The sequence below is a fragment of the Massilia sp. WG5 genome (genome assembly GCF_001412595.2).
Classification (GTDB): domain Bacteria; phylum Pseudomonadota; class Gammaproteobacteria; order Burkholderiales; family Burkholderiaceae_D; genus Telluria.
Map to the genome: position 1 here is coordinate 5,177,383 of NZ_CP012640.2, position 21,097 is coordinate 5,198,479.

Consider the following 21,097-nt stretch of genomic DNA (forward strand, 5'->3'; position numbering starts at 1 on the left):
TACGACATGCTGGATCCTGCGCTGCTGGCGCGCGCACGCGCGCAGAGCCGCCAGTCGCAACGCTCGCTGGTCGAGGAACTGCAGGCCCTGTCCGGCCAGGAACCGCGCCAGATCGTGCGCCAGCTGGCCGAGCCCTTCGGCCTGACGGTGATGGAGACGGTCGAGATGTTCGGCCAGCAGCCGGCCTTCGACCTGCTGCCGCTGGCGCTGGCGCTGGCCCGCCATTGCGTGCTGCTGCGCGACCCCCAGGGACTGCTGACCGGCGTGATCGCCGACCCCTTCGACCTGGATCTGCAAACCTGGCTGGCGGCGCAGGCCGGCGCTACCTCCGCGCGGCCGCTGCACCTGCGCCTGGCGCTGGCCGGCGACATCCAGGCCTATCTGGGCAAGCAGGAGGAGTCGGCGCGCGCGGTCGACAGCCTGGTCGGCGACGGCGGCGCAGCCGGACTCGATCCGCGGCGCGACGGCAGGACCGCGTCGGTGCTGTCCTTCGCCTCCGTTTCGGAAGGCGCCAGCCCGGCCGTCAAGCTGGTCAACTCGACTTTGTACGATGCGCTGAAGGCGGGCGCCTCCGACATCCACCTGGAGAGTACGGCCGGCGGCCTGGCGGTCAAGTACCGCGTCGACGGCGTGCTGGATCACGCGGCCTCGGTCGGCGGCATCGAACTGGCGGAGCACATCATCTCGCGCCTGAAGGTGCTGGCGGAGCTCGATATCGCCGAGCGCCGCGTGCCGCAGGACGGCAGCTTCCGGGTCGAATCGGGCGGGCGCGAGATCGACCTGCGCGTCTCGATCATGCCCAGCATCCACGGCGAGGATGCGGTCATCCGTATCCTCGACAAGCGCGCCATGATCGAAGCCTACGGCTCCTTGAGCCTGGAGGCGCTGGGCTTCGACGCGCCCTCGCTGGCGACCCTGCGTTCGCTGGCCCAGGAAGCCTACGGCATGCTGCTGGTGACGGGGCCGACCGGTTCCGGCAAGACCACCACGCTGTACGCGGCGCTGACCGAGATCCACAACGGGCGCGAGAAGATCATCACCATCGAGGACCCGGTCGAATACCAGCTGCCCGGCATCCTGCAGATTCCGGTCAACGAAAAGAAGGGGCTGACCTTCGCCAAGGGCCTGCGTTCCATCCTGCGCCACGACCCGGACAAGATCATGGTCGGCGAGATCCGCGACCGCGAGACCGCCGAGATCGCGGTGCAGTCGGCGTTGACGGGGCACCTGGTGCTGACGACCGTCCACGCCAACAATGTATTCGACGTGTTCGGCCGCTTCACCCACATGGGCATCGATCCGTATGCCTTCGTCTCGGCCCTGAACGGAATCTGGGCCCAGCGCCTGATCCGCATGAACTGCCCGCACTGCGCCACGTCCTACGAGCCGGACCAGGCCGAGCTGGCCTCGGCGCACCTCCATCCGGAAGAGGTGGGCGACTACCTGTTCATGCGCGGCAAGGGCTGCGGGGACTGCCGCGGCACCGGCTACAAGGGGCGCCGCTCGATCGCCGAGATCCTGACCCTGAACGACGAGATCCGCGAACTGATCGTCGACAAGCAGCCGATCCGCCGCATCAAGGCCGCGGCCGCCGCCAACGGCACCCGCAGCCTGCGCCTGGCGGCGCTCGACCTGGTGAAGCGCGGCGCCACCACCATCGAAGAAATCAAACGGGTGACCCTGCATGCGTAGATGGATCCGTCCGCTGCTGGGACAGTCGCTGCGCCTCGGGGTCGCGCCCGACGCGCTGGCGCTGGTGCGCACCAGCATCTGGCCGCATGCGCGCACCCAGCTGCTGGGCGAGGCGCGCTTCGCCGCCAACGGCTTCCCGGCCATCGGGCGCGAACTGGAGACGCTGCTGGCGGAGCACCGGAGCGCCGGCTGGCCCTTGCGCGTGGTGCTGTCCGACGAACTGGTGCGGCTGTGGCAGGTAACGCCGCCCGCCTTTGCTACCCGCATGGCCGACCTCGAAGCCGCCGCGGCGCTGCGCTTCCAGTCGCTGTTCGGCGCCAGTCCGGCCGGATGGCGCATCCACGCCGACTGGAGCGCGACCCAGCCTTTCCTGGCCGCCGCCATGCCCGAAGCCCTGCTGGCGCAGCTGCAGCAGGCTGCCGGCGGCCAGGGCTTCCGCCTGGTCGAAGTGACGCCGCAACTGGTCGCCGCGCTGAACCGGCACCGTTCGCTGCGCCGCCCCGGCGCCTGGTTCGGGCTGGTGCATGGCGGGGTGCTGAGCGCGGCCGCCTTCGATGGCGCCAGGCTGGCCGCGGTGCGCACCGCGCCGATTCCCGACGGCGCCGACCGCGACTGGCTGGAAGGCCACATCGCACGCGAGGCCCTGCGCGTGGGCCTGGGCCGGCCCGAGCGCCTGCAGGTCAGCGGTCCCGCGCCGCAAAGCTGGGCCAGCAGCGCCGGGCGCCTGAAGTTCGCCTGCACGCTGTTCGAGGATGACACCGATCCGCTGTGGCCGGACAGTGCGCGGCTGGCATTGGCGGGGAGGGCGGCATGAGGAAGATGAACATCGATTTCGCCCCGCCGGGCCTGGCGCGCACCGTGTTCCGTACGCCGCGCCAGAGCTGGGGCGTGGTGTCGGTCCTGGTCTTCCTGGCCATGGCGCTGCTCGGCGCCAGCGCCGCGCTGCGGCGCCGCCAGGGCGAGGTCGAGCTGCTGCGCGCGCAGACGCAGGTGCAGGCGCGGGCGGCTGCCCGGGCGCAGGCGCCCGCACCCGTGCGTCCGCCCGTGCCCGAAGCCCAGGCGGCGGCCGTGAACGCCGCCGTGCTGCAGCTGAACCTGCCCTGGCGCGCGCTGCACGATGCGGTGCAGGCCGGCACGCCGGCGCATATCGCGCTGCTGGCGCTGGAGCCGGACGCGAAGAAGAATACGGTGCGCATCACCGCCGAGGCGAAAAGCAGCGACGACATGATCGCCTACGTCGAGCAGCTGCAGAAAGTCGACTGGTTCAGCGCCGTCACGCTGGCGCGCCACGAGATCAACGAGCAGGACCCGAACCGGCCGATCCGCTTCCAGCTCGACGCGCAGTGGAAGGCGGCGCCATGAAGTCACCGGCCTTCGGCAGCCTGTTCCTGCGCCTGCAGCTGGCCTTGCGCGCCTGGCCGGTGATGGCCGTGGCCGGGCTGCTGTGCGTGGCCTGCGCCGCCGCGCTGGCCTGGACCGTGCACGCGACCACGCAGCTCGAGGGCGAACGCGACGCCCTGGCCGCCGCCCGTGCCGCGCGCCAGGCCGCGCTTGCGGCCGGCGCCGCGGCACCAGCGAGGCCGCTGGCGCCGCCTGCGCTCCCGGCCCAGGCGGTCGATGAGCTGGATGCCTTCTATGCCGCCCTGGGGTCGCGCCGCTACGCCGAACAGCAGGTCAGGACCCTGTTCGCGCTGGCCGCGAAGAACGGCCTGTCGCTGAGCCAGGGCGAATACAAGACCGGCTACGACCGCAACGCGCGCGTCGCCACCTACCAGGTCAACCTGCCGGTGAAGGGCAGCTACGGCGCGATCTGGCAGTTCGCGATGGGCGCGCTGCGCGCGATTCCCTTCGCCTCGCTGGACGACATCGGCTTCCGCCGCGACACCATCGGCGACCCGGTGGTGGAGGCGCGCCTGCGCCTGACCCTGTATCTGAAGGACGTGCCCGGAGGGGAGCGATGAAGCCGCGCCACCTGGTGCTGGGTGCGGCCCTCGCGGGCGCCGCGCTGCTGGCCATCTTCGGCGACAGGGCGCCCGGCGCCGAGGTGGCCGAGGCGGTGGAACGTGCGCCCGCGGCGCGCGTGGTGGTGCAGGCTGCACCGTCCGCAGCGGCTGACGCGCGTGCGCCTGCGTCCGCAGCGCCCGATGCCAGGGCCGCCGGCCGGTCGCCGATCCTGGCCCTGGTGCCGCGCGAGATCCTGATCGGCGACAGCGACGAGCAGTTCCGGCAGGGCGACAATGCGGTGTTCGGGCGCCAGGACTGGACACCACCTCCGCCGCCGCCCGCACCGGCGCCGCCGCCGCCTCCGCCGAGCGCGCCGCCGCTTCCCTTCACCTTCATCGGCAAGTCGGTGGCCGACGGGACCTGGGAGGTCTACCTGGCGCGCGGCGACCGCACCTATGTCGTGCGCGACAAGGCCGTGATCGACGGCACCTACCGCGTCGACGCGATCGCGCCGCCGTTGCTGACCCTGACCTATCTGCCGCTGAACAAGGTTCAGCAGATCAATATTGGAGTGTTCGACTGATGCTTCGTCTGTCCCGTACCCTGTCGGTCCCTCTGGCGGCCAGCTTGCTGCTGGCCGGTTGTGCCGGCCAGATGGCCTACCGCGAGGGCAATGCGCTCGTGGCCCAGGACAAGGTCGAAGCCGGCCTCGTGAAATACCAGGAAGCGGTGGCCGCCGATCCGGCGAATGCCGCCTACAAGTCGGCCTACCTGCGCGTGCGCGACGACGCCACCAACCGCCTGCTGACCCAGGCCGACCGCGAGATCGCCGACGGACGGGTGGCGCTGGCCCTGCAGGATTACCAGCGCGTGCTGGCCATCGACCCGGTCAACGATCGTGCCCGCGCCGGCCTGCGCCAGGTCGAGGCCGACCGCCGCCACGGCGTGCTGCTGGCCGAGGCGCGCGCCGCGGTCGAACGCAAGGACTTCGACGCCGCGCGCCAGAAGCTGGGCGCGATCCTGAGCGAGCGTCCGACCCACGAGCCGGCGCGCCAGCTGCTGGCCGAAGTGAACGAGCAGGACTCGTCGGCGCCGGCCGAGGCGGCCCTGGCGCAAGCCTTCAGGAAGCCGATCAGCCTGGAATTCCGCGATGCGCCGCTCAGGCAGATCTTCGAAGTCATCTCGCGCCACTCGGGCCTGAACTTTTTGTTCGACAAGGACGTGAAGGGCGACCAGCGCGCTTCGGTCTTCCTGAAGAACAGCACGGTCGAATCGGCGGTCTACTACCTCCTGATGACCAACCAGCTCGAGCGCCAGGTCATGGACGGCAACACCATCCTGATCTACCCGAACGTGGCGGCCAAGCAGAAGGAATACCAGGAGATGACGGTCAAGACCTTCTTCCTGGCGAACGCGGAGGCGAAGAGCATCGCCAACACGCTCAAGACCATCCTCAAGTCGCGCGACGTGGTGGTCGACGAAAAGCTCAACCTGGTGATCCTGCGCGACACCCCGGAGGCGGTCAAGCTGGCCACCCAGCTGGTGCAGCTGCAGGACGTGCCGGAGCCCGAGGTCGTGCTCGACGTCGAGGTGCTCGAAGTGCAGCGCAACCGCCTGCTCGACCTGGGCGTCGACTTGCCGACCACGCTCTCCTTCGCGCCGATCACGACCGCCGGCGCCGGGCCGCTCACCATCGACCAGTTGCGCGGCCTCGGGGTCAGGAGCATCGGCGTTTCGCCGGTATCGGCCTCGGTCACCGCCAAGAAGACCGACGGCGACGCCAACACCCTGGCCGCGCCGCGCATCCGCGTGCGCAACAAGGAAAAGGCCAAGGTCGTCATCGGCGACAAGCTGCCGACCATCACCACGACCATTTCGTCGGGCGTGGGCGGCTTCGCCTCGGAGTCGGTCAACTACGTCGACGTCGGCCTGACCCTGAACGTCGAGCCGACCATCTACCTGAACAACGAGATCGGAATCCGCATCTCGCTCGAGGCCAGCACCCTGGTCGATACCATCGAGACCAAGAGCGGCACCACCGCCTACCGCATCGGCACCCGTTCGGCCGCCACCATGCTGCAGCTGAAGGACGGCGAGAACCAGGTGCTGGCGGGCCTGATCAAGAACGACGAGCGCAGCAGCGCGACCCACCTGCCGGGCCTGGGCGACCTGCCGCTGGTCGGGCGCCTGTTCGGCAGCCGCCAGGACACCCGCGACAAGACCGAGGTGGTGCTGTCGATCACGCCGCACCTGGTGCGCAATATCCAGCGCCCGGCCGCCAACGTCGCCGAGTTCAACGCCGGCACGGAGGCGAGCTTCCGGCGCCGTCCGGACGGCGCGGCGCGTGCGCCGGCCCAGTTGCCGGCCCCGGCCGGGGGCCGTGCGGGCGCGCCGTCCGCGCCGCCCGCAGCCGCACCGCCCGCAGCCACAGCCGCACCGGCCGCGGCGGCGCCGGCCCAGGGCGGGATGGTGCCGGCCACCAGCGTCAGCATGGGCGGACCGCCGCCGGCCGCGCCGGCATCGAGCCCGGCGAGCGCGCTGCCGCCCACGCCGGGCGTGCAGGCCGTGCCGATCGCAACACCCGACGTGACGCCGCTGCCGGCCCAGCGATGATGCGTCGCGCGCGCGGCTTCACGCTGATCGAGCTGCTGGTCACGCTCGCCATCCTGGCCCTGCTCGGGACCCTGGTGGCGCCGGCCGCCAGCATGGCCGTGCAGCGCCGCCACGAGCAGGACCTGCGCCTGGCGCTGCGCGAGATCCGCCAGGCCATCGACGCCTACAAGAAGGCCAGCGACGACGGCCGCATCGCCAAGGCCGCGGGCGCCACCGGCTATCCGCCGAAGCTGGAGCTGCTGGTGGAGGGCGTGGTGGACCAGCGCAGCCCGAAGAAGACGAAGATCTACTTCCTGCGGCGCCTGCCGCGCGACCCGTTCGGCGCCGACCCCGCGCTGGAAGACGCCCAGACCTGGGGCAGGCGCAGCTACGCCAGCGAGGCATCGGCGCCGAAGGAGGGCGACGACGTGTACGACGTGTATTCGCTGTCGGGCCGGGTGGGCCTGAACGGCATTCCGTACAGTAGGTGGTGACGAGATGAAGCGGACCCGCGGATTCACCCTGATCGAATTGCTGGTGGTGCTGGGCATCGTGGCCCTGCTGCTGACCCTGGCCGTGCCGCGCTTCTTCCCGAGCGTGGACAAGACCAGGGAGACCATCCTCGCCGAAAACCTGCGCACCGCGCGCGCCGTGATCGACCAGTTCCATGCCGACACCGGGCGCTATCCGGAATCGCTGGAGCAGCTGGTCGAGAAAAAATACCTGCCGCGCCTGCCCTACGATCCGGTGCTCGAGAGCGACGCCGGCTGGGTCGTCGTGCCGCCCGAGGAGCCGGGGCGCGGCAACGTCTACGACCTCCACAGCGGCGCCGAAGGCAAGGGCCGCAACGGCAAGCCCTACGCAGAATGGTAGCGTGCAGGCGCCGCGAGGCCGGCTTTACCTATGTCGGGCTGATCGTGCTGGTCACCATCATCGGCCTGGTGGGCGCGGCCACGCTGAAGGCGGACGCCCTGCTGCGGCGCGCCGCCGCCGAGCAGGAGCTGCTGGAGATCGGGGCCGCCTTCAGCGCCGCCCTGACCAGCTATGCGGAAGCGACCCCGCGCGGCCAGCCGCCGCAGCCGCCTTCGCTGCAAGAACTGCTGAAGGACCCGCGCTTTCCCGGCACCCGCCGTCACCTGCGCAAGATCTTCGTCGATCCGATCACCGGCAAGGCCGAGTGGGGCATCGTCTGGCTGAACAAGGGGAATGCCATCGGGGGCGGTAACGGCGGCACCGGCATCGTTGCCGTATACAGCCTGTCGGAAGCGAAGCCGCTGAAGCAGGCGAATTTCGACGCGCGCTTCCAGAACCTGGAGAACCGCGAGCATCTCTCGGCGTGGAAGTTTGCCGCGACCGGGCAGGGCGTGGCGCAGGGGCAGGCCGGGCAGCCGGGGCAGGCGCAGATACCCCCCAGGCAGCCGCCGCAGAATCCGGCTGCGCCGCTGCCCTCGCTGTTCCCGGAGAAGAGCAATCCGGCCAATCCGGGCAATCAGCCGCCGGCCGAGCCGCCGTCGCGGCCCGAACCCGCGCCGGAGTCGGCGCCGCCGCAGAACCTGGCCGTGCCGGAACCCCAGGAGCCGCCGCCCGCCGAAGAGTCGGGCGAGGGCGAGGCCAGCCGCCGTTAGCCGGTGCGGGGGACGCGCCTCACTTGGCGCGGCGCGTGAAATCGCGCGGACGGAAGCCCAGCGCGAACAGCACGGCGAAGTAGACCACGGCGCTGAGCGCGATGATCAGGAGCAGGGCGCCGACGCGCAGGAAGGGGTGGGAGCGCAGCGCCGCCCAGTCGAGCTGCGCCTGGCTGAACCAGGCAGCCGCGCCCATCACGCCGGTCGCCAGGGCCACCTTGAGGAAAAAGACCAGCCAGCCGGCATGCGGCGTGTAGATGCGGCGGCGGCGCAGGCCCATGTACAGGAACAGCGCATTCAGGCAGGCCCCCAGGCCGATCGACAGCGCCAGGCCGGCCACGCCCAGCACGGGCACGAACACCAGGTTCATGGCCTGGGTCGCGACCAGCACGCCGATCGCGATCCGCACCGGGGTGCGGATGTCCTGGCGCGCGTAGAAGGCCGGGGCCAGGATCTTCACCAGGATGATGCCCAGCAGGCCGGCCGCATAGGCCATCAGCGGCGCGGTGGCGGCGGCCACGTTGGCGGCGTTGAATTCGCCGTAGTTGAACAGGGCGGCGATCAGCGGCGTCGACAGCGCCGCCAGGCCGACCGCGGCCGGCAGGGCCAGCAGCAGGGTCAGGCGCAGGCCCCAGTCGAGCAGGGCCGAGTATTCGGCGATGTCGCCGTCGGAATTGGCCTTGGACAGGCTGGGCAGCAGGATGGTGCCGAGCGCGACGCCCAGGATCCCGGTCGGGAATTCCATCAGGCGGTCGGCATACTGCAGCACCGAGACGGCGCCGCCGCCCATGTTCGAGGCGTAGTTGGTGTTGATGAGCAGGCTGATCTGGGCCGCGGAGACGGCGAACACCGCCGGGCCCATCTTCTTGAGGATGCGGCGCACGCCGGGGTCGCTCAGGCCGGCCACGGGATTCAGGGACAGGCGCGGCAGCATGCCGATGCGCTTCAGGGCCGGGATCTGGATCGCGACCTGGGCCACGCCGCCGACCATCACCGCCACCGCCATCGAATAGATCGGCACCTCGAAGTACTTCACCAGGAACAGCGAGAAGAAGATCGAGGACAGGTTCCACAGCACCGGCGTGAAGGCCGGGACCTTGAATTCGCGCCAGGTGTTCAGCACGGCCCCGGCCAGCACCACGAAGGACATGCAGGCGATGTAGGGGAACATCAGGCGGGTCATGACCACGCCCTTGTCGAAGCCGTCGCCGTCCAGGCCGCTGGCGATGCCCATCAGGATCAGCGGGGCGCCGACGATGCCGAGCGCGCTGACCAGCACGGTTGCCCAGACCAGGGTATTCGCCACATGGTCGACCAGGCTGTGGGTGGCGGCCTCGCCTTTCTGGGTCTTGTATTCGGCCAGGATCGGCACGAAGGCCTGCGAGAAGGCGCCTTCGCCGAACAGGCGGCGCAGCAGGTTGGGCAGGCGGAACGCGATGTAGAAGGCGTCGGTGTAGGGCGAGGCGCCGAAGGCACGGGCAAACAGGGTGTCGCGCAGCAGGCCGGTGATGCGGGAGACCATCGTCATGCTCGAGATGGCCGCCAGGGTTCGAAGTAGGTTCATAGCCCGCGATTATAGCTGGGCAATAGCCCACGAAAACTTTCGAACGTCGCTTTTTGCGGGGTAAAGCGAGCGCAAGCGTAAATTTGGAATTGCCCTGCGATGAAACCTTCGCTATAATCGAGGGCTGTATTGAATTCAGTTGGCAGACACTAATCGTTTGAGGTGTTTGCGGACGCAACTTACACCGATTAGGAATTTCCATGGCAAATACCGCACAGGCGCGCAAGCGCGCTCGTCAAGCAGTTAAGCAAAACGCTCACAACTCGGCTCAGCGCTCGACCCTGCGCACCGCAATCAAGGCTGTCAAGAAGGCCATCCAGGCTGGCGACAAGGCCGCGGCAACCACCATCTTCCAGCAATCCGTGTCGACCATCGACAGCATCGCTGACAAGAAGATCATCCACAAGAACAAGGCCGCTCGCCACAAGAGCCGCCTGGCTGCCGCCATCAAGGCCCTGTCGGCTTAATAGACCGACGGCTTTGCGAGCGCGGCCTCTGCCGCGCCGGCAACAGTGGAATGAAAAACCCGCCCTGGCTTCGGCCCGGCGGGTTTTTCCGTTTGGGAAATTGCCAAAAACCGGAGTCTGACCCCGGTTTACTTGCTGGCGGGCTCGGCCGGGGTTTCGGCGGCCGCGGCGGCCTTCCTGGCTTTCTTCATCTTCTTCGTCTTCTTCGGCGCGACGGCCGCCGGTTCGGTGGCGGCGACAGCCGGTGCGGCAGCGGGGGCGGCAGCCGGGGCGGCGAAGACGGACACAGCGAACAGCGACGCTACCAGACCGGCGATGAGTTTGGATATTTCGGGTTCCTTTTCGTTAAGAAATCGATCCGCGACGCGAATCTGGCTCGTTAACGGCAGGCATGCCTGTTCGGATGAGCTTTTTTACTTGATGCAACTCAAGCCCATCAAGCTTTCCGGCTCTTGCCGGCGCCGATCGCCTCCGCCGGCACTTCCATCCAGTCGCCCGGCATCAAGGGATGGCTGGCCAGTGAAAACGGCCCGATGCTGGTGCGCACCAGGCGCAGGGTCGGCAGGCCGACCGCGGCCGTCATGCGGCGCACCTGGCGGTTCTTGCCTTCTTCCAGCGTGATGGCGATCCAGCTGGTCGGCTTGTCCTGGCGCGTCCGGATCGGCGGATTGCGCGGCCACAGCCAGTCCGGCGCGGCGATCTGTACTGCGCGGCAGGGTTTGGTGACGAAGTCGCCCAGGTCGAGCGGTGCCTGCAGGCGGGCCAGCAGCGCCGCGTCGGCCACGCCGTCGACCTGCACGATATAGGTCTTCGCTTCTTTCTGGTCCGGATGGGCGATGCGGTGCTGCAGGCGGCCGTCGTCGGTGAGCAGCATCAGGCCTTCGCTGTCGGCGTCGAGGCGGCCGGCCGGGTAGATATTCGGGATGTCGATATAGTCCGCGAGCGAAGCGCGGCCAGGCTCGGCGCTGAACTGGCAAAGCACCTGGAATGGCTTGTTGAATAAGATGAGGGACATGAGGGAAGGTTTTGGAGCAAAATAGCAATCGTCATCAATAATATGATTATCGCAGCTCAGTGCGTCCACTCAGTGCGTTCAATTCGGAGAACACGATGTACCAACATATCAACGTACCTACCGAGGGTCAAAAGATCACCGTCAATCCCGATTTTTCCCTGAATGTCCCGGACCAGCCCGTTATTCCGTATATCGAAGGCGACGGCACTGGTGTGGACATCACCCCGGTAATGCGCAAGGTGGTCGATGCGGCGGTGGCGAAGGCGTATGACGGCAAGCGCAGGATCAGCTGGATGGAGATCTTCGCCGGCGAGAAGTCGACCCGGATCTACGGTCCGGACGTCTGGCTGCCGGCCGAGACGCTGGACGCGGTGAGGGACTATGTGGTGTCGATCAAGGGCCCGCTCACGACCCCGGTCGGCGGCGGCATCCGTTCCCTGAACGTGGCGCTGCGCCAGGAGCTCGACCTCTACGTCTGCCTGCGCCCGGTGCGCTACTTTGCGGGCGTGCCGTCGCCGCTGAAGGAGCCGCAGAAGACCGATATGGTGATCTTCCGCGAGAACTCGGAAGACATCTACGCCGGCATCGAGTGGGCCGCGGAATCGGACGGCGCGAAGAAGATCATCGACTTCCTGGTGAAGGAGATGGGCGTGAAGAAGATCCGCTTCCCGGAGACCTCGGGCATCGGCGTCAAGCCGGTCTCGCGCGAAGGCACCGAGCGGCTGGTGCGCAAGGCGCTCCAGTACGCGATCGACAACGACAAGCCCTCGGTCACGCTGGTCCACAAGGGCAATATCATGAAATACACGGAAGGCGGCTTCCGCGACTGGGGCTATGCGCTGGCGCAGCGCGAGTTCGGCGCCGAGCTGGTGGACGGCGGCCCGTGGTGCAAGTTCAGGAATCCGAAGACCGGCCGCGACATCGTCGTCAAGGATTCGATCGCCGACGCCTTCCTGCAGCAGATCCTGCTGCGTCCGGCCGAGTACAGCGTGATCGCGACCCTCAACCTGAACGGCGACTACATCTCGGATGCGCTGGCGGCCCAGGTGGGCGGCATCGGCATCGCGCCGGGTGCGAACATGTCCGATTCGGTGGCGATGTTCGAGGCCACCCACGGCACCGCGCCCAAGTACGCGGGCAAGGACTATGTGAATCCGGGTTCGCTGATCCTGTCGGCCGAGATGATGCTGCGCCACATGGGCTGGACGGAAGCGGCCAACCTCCTGATCAGTTCGATGGAAAAGGCGATCGTCTCGAAGCGCGTTACCTATGACTTCGCGCGCCTGATGGAAGGGGCGACCCAAGTGTCATGCTCGGGCTTCGGCGAGGTCATGATCGAGAATATGGAACACTGAGTGGACGCCCGAGGCGGGGCAGGGCAGGCATAAAAAAAGCCCCGCCGAAGCGGGGCTTTTGCTTCCCGGGGTGGATTACACGCCCTGGATGTTGGAAGCTTGCTTGCCTTTAGGGCCTTGCGTGACTTCGAATTGGACTTTCTGACCTTCTTTGAGGGTCTTGAAACCGGCCATATTGATTGCGGAGAAGTGCGCGAACAGATCCTCGCCGCCGTCATCAGGAGTGATGAAGCCAAAGCCTTTGGAATCATTGAACCATTTAACAGTACCAGTTGCCATAAAAAACTTTCAAATAAAAACAAATCACACGAGCCATAAAAGCAAGAAGCTTCTTGCCCCCTCCTCAGCCTGCTCACTTCTTATCAACAAGTACATAAGTACATGTCAATGTTTGCATTGTTGGTGCAATAATCTTGTAAGTCAAGCGGTTTTGAGCGTGTGTTGTAAAAAGCTTCACACTGCTTTGCAACAAGCTCTTGATTTTCGCAATCGGGGCGCCATCTGCGCGCAGTTGGGAAAACGCGTAAGATGAAAGCACATGGGATTGCACAGGAAAGTACCTTGATTGTCCCTGATTGTTAACGTACGCACGAACAGCGAAAGCATCTTAGAATACTCTTATGGCAACCAAGCACGATACCGAACAGCTGCTGGAGCGGCAGACCGTAAAGCCACCCCCCCTGTACCAGGTGGCGCTGCTGAATGACGACTACACGCCGATGGAGTTCGTGGTCGCCATCATCCAGGAGTACTTCAATAAGGATCGCGAAACGGCGACGCAGATCATGCTTTCCGTACATCGCCATGGTAAAGGGGTGTGCGGCGTGTTTTCCAAAGATATAGCGTGTACCAAAGTGGAGTTTGTATTAACGCATGCGCGTAAGGCAGGTCATCCCCTGCAGTGCGTGATGGAGGAAGTATGATTGCGCAGGAATTAGAAGTCTCTTTACATATGGCCTTTGTCGAAGCGCGGCAGGCTCGGCACGAGTTCATCACGGTCGAGCACCTGCTGCTGGCACTGCTCGACAATCCGTCGGCCGCTGAGGTCCTGCGTGCGTGCGCGGTCAACATCGAAGACTTGCGTAAGACCTTGACGAATTTCATCGGCGATAACACTCCGACCGTACCAGGCACCGGCGAGGTTGACACCCAGCCGACCCTGGGCTTTCAGCGTGTGATCCAGCGGGCGATCATGCACGTGCAGTCGGCGTCGAACGGCAAGAAGGAAGTGACCGGCGCGAATGTGCTGGTGGCGATCTTCGGCGAGAAGGATTCGCATGCCGTCTACTACCTGCACCAGCAGGGCGTGACCCGTCTCGACGTGGTGAACTTTATCTCGCACGGCGTGCGCAAGGACCAGCAGATCGACAGCCAGAAGGCGTCGGAAGGCGTGGAAGAAGCGCAGGTCGAAGGCCAGGCCAAGGAAAGCCCGCTCGACCAGTTCACGCAGAACCTGAACAAGGCTGCCGCCGACGGCCGCATCGATCCGCTGATCGGTCGCGAGGAAGAAGTCGACCGCGTGATCCAGATCCTGTGCCGCCGCCGCAAGAACAACCCGCTGCTGGTGGGCGAGGCCGGCGTCGGCAAGACCGCGATCGCCGAAGGCCTGGCATGGCGCATCGTCCAGGAAGACGTCCCGGAAATCCTGCAGAATGCCGTCGTGTATTCGCTGGACATGGGCGCGCTGCTGGCCGGCACCAAGTACCGCGGCGACTTCGAGCAGCGTCTCAAGGCGGTGCTGAAGCAGCTGAAGGATACCCCGAACGGCATCCTGTTCATCGACGAGATCCACACGATCATCGGCGCCGGTTCGGCATCGGGCGGCACGCTCGACGCCTCGAACCTGCTGAAGCCGGCCCTGGCGAACGGCCAGCTCAAGTGCATCGGCGCGACCACGTTCACGGAATTCCGCGGCGTGTTCGAGAAGGACCATGCGCTGAGCCGCCGCTTCCAGAAGGTCGACGTCAACGAGCCGTCGGTCGAGCAGACCGTGCAGATCCTGCGCGGCCTGAAGTCGCGCTTCGAAGAGCACCACGGCGTGAAGTACTCGTCGTCGGCGCTCTCCACCGCGGCGGAACTCGCGGCGCGCTTCATCAATGACCGTCATCTGCCGGACAAGGCGATCGACGTGATCGACGAAGCGGGCGCGGCCCAGCGCATCCTGCCGAAGTCGAAGCAGAAGAAGACCATCGGCAAGACGGAAATCGAGGACATCATCGCGAAGATCGCGCGGATTCCCCCGCAGACCGTCAACCAGGACGACCGCAGCAAGCTGCAGACCATCGACCGCGACCTGCGCAACGTCGTGTTCGGGCAAGACCCGGCGATCGAGGCGCTGTCGGCCGCGATCAAGATGGCCCGCGCCGGCCTGGGCAAGCAGGACAAGCCGATCGGCTCCTTCCTGTTCTCCGGTCCGACCGGCGTCGGCAAGACCGAGGTGGCCAAGCAGCTGGCCTTCATCCTCGGCATCGAGCTGGTGCGCTTCGACATGTCGGAGTACATGGAACGCCATGCGGTGTCGCGCCTGATCGGTGCGCCTCCGGGCTACGTCGGCTTCGACCAGGGCGGCCTGCTGACCGAGGCCATCACCAAGAAGCCGCACGCGGTGCTGCTGCTGGACGAGATCGAGAAGGCCCATCCGGACATCTTCAACATCCTGCTGCAGGTGATGGACCATGGCACGCTGACCGACAACAACGGCCGCAAGGCGGACTTCCGCAACGTGATCATCATCATGACCACGAACGCGGGCGCCGAAAGCCTGACCAAGCGTTCGGTGGGCTTCGTGGATTCGAAGGCGGCAGGCGACGAGATGGCCGACATCAAGCGCATGTTCACGCCGGAGTTCCGCAACCGCCTGGATGCGATCATCAGCTTCCGCGCGCTGGACGAGGAAATCATCCTGCGCGTCGTGGACAAGTTCCTGATGCAGCTGGAAGAGCAGTTGCACGAGAAGAAGGTGGAAGCGATCTTCACCGAGAAGCTGCGCAAGTTCCTGGCGAAGAAGGGTTTCGATCCGCAGATGGGCGCCCGTCCGATGTCGCGCCTGATCCAGGACATGATCCGCAAGGCGCTGGCCGACGAGCTGCTGTTCGGCCGCCTGGTCAACGGTGGCCGCGTGACGGTGGACCTGAACGAGAAGGACGATGTGTTCCTCGAGTTCCCGGAAGGCGACGTCCCGCCGCCGCCGGAGCCGGTCGAGACGGTCGAGATCGAGTAAGAACCACAGCCGGGCAGGCGGCCACGCAAGTGCGCCGCCTCCCACGGGCTGCAGCGAAAACGGATACACGTGCAAGCGTGTATCCGTTTTTTTATGCCCGCCGCCCTGTGTGTGGTCGAGCTCGATAAAACAGCGTTATGATTTCGCTTGATAAATACAAAAATGGCAACTACAGGAAAGGGTGAAATCGATGATGGCTCGCGCTTTCATGTTTGCCGGTATGACGGCGGCGCTGCTCGGGGCGGCGGCGGCGCGGGCCGAGGAGAATATCGCCCTTGACTACGGTGCGGCCCTGCACCAGCTCAGGACCCGCTCGGGCGCGGTCCAGGCGGCCAATCTCGAGTTCCGCGCCAGGCAGCTGCAGGCGGCCGCCCTGCGCCGCATCGACGGTCCCGACCTGCGCCTGAACGGTTTTGCCGGCCGCATTTCGACGACCCTCAGCATCGACACCAGCCGGCTCACGCAAGCGCTGGAACCAACGCTGGCGCCGGTGCTGGAGCTGCTGCCGCCCTTGCCGGGCCTGGCCCTGCCGGAACTGCCGGACAGCGTCGAGGCGGATCGCGTGTTCAACATCCGGTCGCTGGGCGTGGGCTCGGTCTGGCCACTGTACACCGGCGGGCGCCTGCAGGCGCTCAAGGATCTCGCCGCCGGCCGCGCCGGCGAGGCCGGCGCCGCCTTGCAGAGCGCGCAGGACGACGCCGCGCTGCAGCTGGCGCAGCGCTATTTCGGCGTGCAGCTGGCGCGCCGGGCCAGCCGCTTGCGCGCCGCGGCGGTGACGGTGGCGCAGGAGCACCAGCAGATGGCGCGCAAGCTCGAGCGTACCGGGCTGATCGCGCGGGTCGAGCGCCTGAAGGCCGACGTCGCCGTCGACAGCGCCGTGCGCGAAGCGGCCAAGGCCGCCAGCGACCTGGAAGTGGCCGAACTGGCCCTGCGTCGCATGCTGGGCGAAGACCGGGCCGTGGCGCCCGCCACGCCCTTGTTCGTGCACGAGCGCGCGGTCGGTTCGCTGGCTTCTTTCGTCGACGCCGCGCTGGCGTCGAACCCGGCATGGAAGCAGATCGACAGCAAGCGCGCGCAAGCGGCCGCCAGCCTGAAGCTGCAGGGCGAGGCCTTCAGCCCGACGGTGATCGGGGTCGCCAACTACAACCTGAACCGCGGCAGCACCGCGCGCGCCAACTGGCTGGTGGGCGTGGCGCTCAGCGTGCCGCTGGTCGACCGGGTCGATCGCGCGAAGCTGGGCGCCGCCGCCCGCCTCGAGCAGCAGCGCGTCGAGGTGAGCGCCGAGCAGGCCGGGCGCGACATCGCGACGCTGGCGGAGAGCCAGTGGCGCGCCATGGAGGACGCGCGCCAGCACTACCTGTCGATGGCCTCGGCGATCGAGCTGGCGCGGGAAACCCTGCGCCTCGCGCAGGTGTCGTTCAAGAACGGGCAGGCGACCACGGCCGACGTGGCGGACGCATCGCTCAATCTCACCAAGAGCTCGATCGAGCAGGCCCAGGCCGCCTATGACTATGTGCTGGCGCTGGCGCACCTGCTCGGCACCGCCGGCAGTCCCGAGCGCCTGGCCGAGCATGCGCGCAGCGCCGGCTACGTGGTCGGCCTGGACAAGGAGTGAAGAACATGGCAAGCCGCAACCCGAATCCCCGCCGCCAGCGCGCGCTGGCCGGCGTGGCCGGCATCCTGTTCCTCGGCCTGCTGGCCTGGGGTTTGTTTCGCTCGCTGCGGCCGGTGCCCGATGCGCTGCAGGGCCAGATCGAGGCCCAGGAGATCAACGTCTCGTCCAAGGTGCCGGGCCGCGTCGGTCGGGTCGATGTGCAACTGGGCCAGGCAGTAAGCCGTGGCCAGCTGCTGTTTGAACTCGACAGCCCCGAAGTGCGTGCCAAGGTGGCGCAGGCACAGGCGGCGCGCGAGGCCGCCGGCGCGGTCGCGCAGAAGGCGCAGGCTGGCGCGCGGCCCGAGGAGATCGCCGCGGCGCGCGCCAACTGGGAGCGCGCCGAGGCCGGCGCCCGGCTGGCCGAGCTGACCTACCGGCGTGTCGGCGCGATGGTGGCCGAGGGCGTGCTGGCGCGCCAGAAGGGCGACGACGCCCGGGCCCAGGCGCGTTCGGCGCGCGAGCTGGCGATCGCCGCCCGCGCCCAGTACGAACTGGCGCGCCAGGGTGCGCGCAAGGAAGACAAGGAAGCCGCCCAAGCCCAGGCGCGCCAGGTCGACGGCGCGGTGGCCGAGGCGAATGCGGCCCTGGCCGAAACCCGTATCCTGGCACCGGCCGCCGGCGAGGTGACGAAGCTGGCGATCCAGGCCGGCGAACTGGCGCCGCAGGGCTTTCCGGTAGTGACCCTGGTCGACCTGGACGACATCTGGGCGGTGCTGGCGGTACGCGAGGACATGTTTCAGCCCTTCGCCAAGGACAGCGTGCATGAGGCCAGCATTCCGGCGCTGAAGACGCGCGCCCGCTTCAAGGTGACAACCGTGTCGGCGCTGCCGGCCTTCGCCACCTGGCGCGCCGCGCGGCCTGGCGGGACCGACCTGCGCACCTTCGAGATCAGGCTGCGGCCGACCGCGGCGGTGCCGGGCCTGCGCCCGGGCATGACGGTGGTGTTCGAGCGCTGAGCGCATGACGATGCCAGGCTCCGCATCCTCGCCCTGGTCGGCCTCGCTCGCCCGCGAGTGGGCGCGCCTGCGCGCCGACCGCTGGGACCTGGCGATGCTGGGCTGGATTCCGCTGGCGCTGTACCTGCTGACCTGGTGGATCTTTTCGGCCGGCCTGGCCCGCGACTTGCCGCTGGTGGTGCGCGACCTCGACCATTCGGCCGAATCGCGCAGCCTGGTGCGCATGCTGGACCAGTCGCCGGGGTTGAAGCCGGTGCTGGCCGCCAGCGACGCCGAAGCACTGGCGCAACTGCGCGCAGGGCGTGCCTTCGGCATCGTCTCGATTCCGGCGCGGATGGGGGAGCGCCTTGCGCGTGGCGAACACGTCACCGTGGGCTGGGCCTACAACGCCCAGTACCCCTCGCACACGGGCGCCATGACGCGCGACGTGCGCGCGGTGGTGGCGACCATGTCGGCCGGCGCCGAGCTGCAGGGACGCGCGCGGCGCGGCGCCGCCGGCGTGCAGGCCATGCAGCAGGTCGAGCCGGTCGCTACCCGCCCGATGGCGCTGTTCAACGAAAGCGGCAGCATCCTGCCTTCGCTGGCGCTGCCGGCGCTGTGGAGCCTGCTGCACATCTTCGTGACCCTGGCGGCGCTGACCGCGGTCGGGCGCGAGCTGCGCAACGCCACGGTGCCGGACTGGCTGCACGCCGCCGACGACCGGCTGGGGGTGGCCCTGCTGGCCAAGCTGGCGATCCCGTTCGGGGTGTTCCTGCTGCAGGGGGCGCTGCTGGTGCTGGTGTTTGGCGCGCTGCTCGGCTGGCCCATCCTCGGCAGCGCGCTGGCGATGATGCTGGGAAGCGTGCTGCTGGTGACGGCCTACCTTGCGCTGGGCGCCTGCCTGGTGGCCTGGAGCGGTTCGCTGCGCTCGGCGCTGTCGGCCTGCGCCTTCATCACCGCGCCGGCCTTCGCCTTTTCCGGCCAGGGCTTCCCGATGCTGGCGATGCCGGGCGCGGCGCGCGCCTGGGCCGAGGTGCTGCCGCTGACCCACTTCCTGGGCCTGCTGAACAACACCTGGCTGGGCGGCGCGCCGCTACGCTACGGCCTGGGCGCGCTGGCGGCGCTGGCGCTGTTCACGGCCGGCTTCGGCGCTGCCGCCTACCTGCGCCTGCGCGCACGGGTGCGCCAGCCCGACAGCTGGGGCGGCACATGAAGCGCCTCGACGCCGCCCTGCAGGCATGGGGCCAGACCTGGCGCGCGATCCTGGGCGACAAGGCGGCGCTGCTGCTGTTCTTCATTTCCGGCATCGTGTATTCGTTCTTCTACCCGCTGCCCTATAGTGGCGAGACGGTGCGCCGGGTGCCGGTGGCGATCGTCGACCAGGACAATTCGACGTTGTCGCGCCAGCTGATCCGCTGGACCGGCGCGCATCCGGGCCTGACGGTGGCGGGCGTTACCACGCGTCCCGAACAGGCGCAGGACTGGATCTGGCGCGGCGAGGCGGCCGGCGTCATGTTCATTCCCGCGGATTTCAGCAGCAAGATCCTGGCCGGCAGGCAACCGGAAGTGGAAGTGGGCGGGATCGGCACCTATCCGCTGCTGAACAAGGTGGCCCTGAACGGCCTGGCCGAGGTGGTCGGCACGGTATCGGCCGGGATCGAGCTCAAGCGCCTGGGAGCGGCCACGCCCTCGGCGCTCCAGGCCGATGCCCAGCGCCAGCCGCTGTCGGTCGAGGCGCTGCCGATGTTCAATGTGCGTGAGGGCTATGCCTCGTATATCGTGCCGGGGGTGGTGGTGCTGTTGATGCAGCAGACCTTCCTGCTCGGGATCGGCCTGCTGTTCGGCAGCTGGACCAGCGAGCGGCGCTTTCCATATGCGGCCGGCGGCGCAGCCTATGCGGGCGCGCTGGCTGCGTTTTCGCTGGTAGTGGTCCTGAACGCGGCCTGGTTCTTCGGCTTCGTGTTCTGGTGGCAGGATTATCCGCGGGGCGGCAATCCGGGCGCGAGCCTGGCGCTGACCCTGTTGTACAGCGTCTGCGTGGCCGCCCTCGGCATCTACATGGGCCTGTTCTTCCGCACGCGCGAGCGCAGCGTCCAGCTGCTGGTGGCCAGCTCCATGCCGGTGCTGTTCCTGGCCGGGCTGGCCTGGCCGGCGCAAGCCTTGCCGCTGCCGCTGCAGGCGCTGCGCTGGCTGTTGCCCTCGACCGCCGCGATCCAGGGCTTCATCGCCACCAACCAGATGGGCGCCTCGCTGGCCGAGGTGCGCCAGGAGGTGCTGGTGCTGGCGGCGCTGACCCTCGCCCTCATCGGGCTGGGCCTGCGCAAGTGGCGACGCAGACCGGCGGACTCAGGCGAGTAACTTCAGCAGGGCTTCCGCACCCGCCTCCGACGAGGCCGGATTCTGGCCCGTCACCAGCTTGCCGTCGGTGACGACGTAGGACTGCCAGTCCGCACCCTTCGAATACTGACCGCCGTTGGCCTTCAGCATGTCCTCGACCAGGAAGGGCACGACCTTGGTCAGGCCGACCGCCTCTTCTTCCGTGTTCGTGAAGCCGGTCACCTTCCGGCCCTCGACCAGGGCCTTGCCGTCCGCGCCTTTCACGTGGCGCAGCACGCCAGGCGCGTGGCAGACCGCGGCCACCGGCTTGTCGGCGGCGGCCATCGCTTCGATCAGGGCGATCGAGTGGCGGTCTTCGGCCAGGTCCCACAGCGGACCGTGGCCGCCAGGATAGAACACGGCGTCGAAGTCTTCCGCTTTGACCTCGGACAGCTTGCCGGTCGAGGCCAGCACGGCCTGGGCCGCCGGATCCGCCTTGAAGCGGCGGGTGGCGTCGGTTTGCGCATCCGGCGCATCGCTTTTCGGATCCAGCGGCGGCTGGCCGCCGGCCGGCGAGACCACGGTGATGCTGGCGCCCGCATCCTTCAGTACATAGTAGGGCGCGGCGAATTCCTCCAGCCAGAAGCCGGTTTTCTTGCCGGTGTCGCCGAGCTGGTCGTGGGAAGTCAGTACCATCAGAATCTTTTTCATGTCGCTT

Annotated in this window: 22 protein-coding genes; 17 read left to right on the plus strand and 5 right to left on the minus strand. The window is 67.7% G+C overall.

Annotation, left to right across the window (positions count from 1 at the left end; genetic code table 11):
- Positions 1–6: 6 nt before the first annotated feature.
- The 9 genes from AM586_RS23075 to AM586_RS23115 are packed head-to-tail and all read left to right on the plus strand — an operon-like array spanning position 7 to position 7,853.
- Entirely contained in the window at positions 7–1,692 is a 1,686-nt protein-coding gene (locus AM586_RS23075) for a GspE/PulE family protein (RefSeq protein WP_197416388.1), read from the plus strand.
- A complete protein-coding gene (locus AM586_RS23080; RefSeq protein WP_197416386.1) occupies positions 1,685–2,506 on the plus strand; it encodes a hypothetical protein in 822 nt (273 codons plus the stop codon). Before AM586_RS23075 ends, AM586_RS23080 begins: the two co-directional genes overlap by 8 nt.
- A complete protein-coding gene (locus tag AM586_RS23085) occupies positions 2,503–3,054 on the plus strand; it encodes a PilN domain-containing protein (RefSeq protein ID WP_047823162.1) in 552 nt (183 codons plus the stop codon). Before AM586_RS23080 ends, AM586_RS23085 begins: the two co-directional genes overlap by 4 nt.
- On the plus strand, positions 3,051–3,653 hold the full coding sequence (locus AM586_RS23090) for a hypothetical protein (RefSeq protein WP_047823161.1): 603 nt from the start codon (positions 3,051–3,053) through the stop codon (positions 3,651–3,653). The genes AM586_RS23085 and AM586_RS23090 overlap by 4 nt, the downstream gene beginning before the upstream one ends.
- On the plus strand, positions 3,650–4,219 hold the full coding sequence (locus AM586_RS23095) for a hypothetical protein (protein ID WP_052233359.1): 570 nt from the start codon (positions 3,650–3,652) through the stop codon (positions 4,217–4,219). The genes AM586_RS23090 and AM586_RS23095 overlap by 4 nt, the downstream gene beginning before the upstream one ends.
- Complete coding sequence (locus AM586_RS23100) at positions 4,219–6,249, plus strand: secretin N-terminal domain-containing protein (RefSeq protein ID WP_060566742.1); 2,031 nt, start codon at positions 4,219–4,221, stop codon at positions 6,247–6,249. Before AM586_RS23095 ends, AM586_RS23100 begins: the two co-directional genes overlap by 1 nt.
- On the plus strand, positions 6,246–6,722 hold the full coding sequence (locus tag AM586_RS23105; protein ID WP_047823212.1) for a type II secretion system protein: 477 nt from the start codon (positions 6,246–6,248) through the stop codon (positions 6,720–6,722). Before AM586_RS23100 ends, AM586_RS23105 begins: the two co-directional genes overlap by 4 nt.
- A gap of 4 nt (positions 6,723–6,726) precedes the next feature.
- On the plus strand, positions 6,727–7,101 hold the full coding sequence (locus AM586_RS23110; RefSeq protein ID WP_047823160.1) for a type II secretion system protein: 375 nt from the start codon (positions 6,727–6,729) through the stop codon (positions 7,099–7,101).
- Positions 7,095–7,853 (plus strand): type II secretion system protein, encoded by a 759-nt coding sequence (locus AM586_RS23115; protein ID WP_047823159.1) that lies wholly within the window; start codon positions 7,095–7,097, stop codon positions 7,851–7,853. Before AM586_RS23110 ends, AM586_RS23115 begins: the two co-directional genes overlap by 7 nt.
- Before the next feature lie 19 nt (positions 7,854–7,872).
- Here AM586_RS23115 and murJ read toward each other — a convergent pair whose 3' ends face one another.
- A complete protein-coding gene (gene murJ, locus AM586_RS23120) occupies positions 7,873–9,417 on the minus strand; it encodes a murein biosynthesis integral membrane protein MurJ (RefSeq protein ID WP_047823158.1) in 1,545 nt (514 codons plus the stop codon).
- Between the two features lie 200 nt (positions 9,418–9,617).
- Here murJ and rpsT point away from each other — a divergent pair, with 200 nt between their 5' ends.
- Complete coding sequence (gene rpsT / locus AM586_RS23125; protein WP_047823157.1) at positions 9,618–9,884, plus strand: 30S ribosomal protein S20; 267 nt, start codon at positions 9,618–9,620, stop codon at positions 9,882–9,884.
- 128 nt (positions 9,885–10,012) lie between these two features.
- On the opposite strand, the gene AM586_RS23130 is transcribed toward rpsT, so the two are convergent.
- Together AM586_RS23130 and AM586_RS23135 are read right to left on the minus strand one after the other, a co-directional pair.
- Complete coding sequence (locus tag AM586_RS23130; protein ID WP_373887921.1) at positions 10,013–10,171, minus strand: hypothetical protein; 159 nt, start codon at positions 10,169–10,171, stop codon at positions 10,013–10,015.
- Between the two features lie 149 nt (positions 10,172–10,320).
- A complete protein-coding gene (locus AM586_RS23135; RefSeq protein ID WP_047823155.1) occupies positions 10,321–10,899 on the minus strand; it encodes a pseudouridine synthase in 579 nt (192 codons plus the stop codon).
- Positions 10,900–10,994: 95 nt separating this feature from the next.
- Between AM586_RS23135 and icd the strand changes: the two genes are divergently transcribed.
- Complete coding sequence (gene icd / locus AM586_RS23140; protein ID WP_047823154.1) at positions 10,995–12,254, plus strand: NADP-dependent isocitrate dehydrogenase; 1,260 nt, start codon at positions 10,995–10,997, stop codon at positions 12,252–12,254.
- Between the two features lie 75 nt (positions 12,255–12,329).
- Here the strand turns inward: icd and AM586_RS23145 are convergent, their stop codons facing one another.
- The gene (locus AM586_RS23145; protein WP_060566744.1) at positions 12,330–12,533 is read right to left on the minus strand and encodes a cold-shock protein; all 204 of its coding nucleotides are present in this window, start codon (positions 12,531–12,533) and stop codon (positions 12,330–12,332) included.
- Positions 12,534–12,874: 341 nt separating this feature from the next.
- Between AM586_RS23145 and clpS the strand changes: the two genes are divergently transcribed.
- The 6 genes from clpS (at position 12,875) to AM586_RS23175 (ending at position 20,421) form a co-directional block, all read left to right on the plus strand.
- Complete coding sequence (gene clpS, locus AM586_RS23150) at positions 12,875–13,177, plus strand: ATP-dependent Clp protease adapter ClpS (RefSeq protein WP_027864722.1); 303 nt, start codon at positions 12,875–12,877, stop codon at positions 13,175–13,177.
- A complete protein-coding gene (clpA, locus tag AM586_RS23155; protein WP_047823152.1) occupies positions 13,174–15,474 on the plus strand; it encodes an ATP-dependent Clp protease ATP-binding subunit ClpA in 2,301 nt (766 codons plus the stop codon). The genes clpS and clpA overlap by 4 nt, the downstream gene beginning before the upstream one ends.
- A 190-nt stretch (positions 15,475–15,664) precedes the next feature.
- On the plus strand, positions 15,665–17,089 hold the full coding sequence (locus tag AM586_RS23160) for a TolC family protein (protein WP_229411065.1): 1,425 nt from the start codon (positions 15,665–15,667) through the stop codon (positions 17,087–17,089).
- Between the two features lie 5 nt (positions 17,090–17,094).
- Entirely contained in the window at positions 17,095–18,084 is a 990-nt protein-coding gene (locus AM586_RS23165) for an HlyD family secretion protein (RefSeq protein WP_047823150.1), read from the plus strand.
- 4 nt (positions 18,085–18,088) lie between these two features.
- The gene (locus AM586_RS23170) at positions 18,089–19,276 is read left to right on the plus strand and encodes an ABC transporter permease (RefSeq protein WP_052233355.1); all 1,188 of its coding nucleotides are present in this window, start codon (positions 18,089–18,091) and stop codon (positions 19,274–19,276) included.
- Positions 19,273–20,421, plus strand: a complete 1,149-nt coding sequence (locus AM586_RS23175) for an ABC transporter permease (RefSeq protein WP_047823148.1) — start codon at positions 19,273–19,275, stop codon at positions 20,419–20,421. The genes AM586_RS23170 and AM586_RS23175 overlap by 4 nt, the downstream gene beginning before the upstream one ends.
- On the opposite strand, the gene AM586_RS23180 is transcribed toward AM586_RS23175, so the two are convergent.
- Positions 20,410–21,090 (minus strand): type 1 glutamine amidotransferase domain-containing protein, encoded by a 681-nt coding sequence (locus AM586_RS23180; protein ID WP_047823146.1) that lies wholly within the window; start codon positions 21,088–21,090, stop codon positions 20,410–20,412. The two genes, AM586_RS23175 and AM586_RS23180, sit on opposite strands and share 12 nt — an antisense overlap.
- Positions 21,091–21,097: the final 7 nt, after the last annotated feature.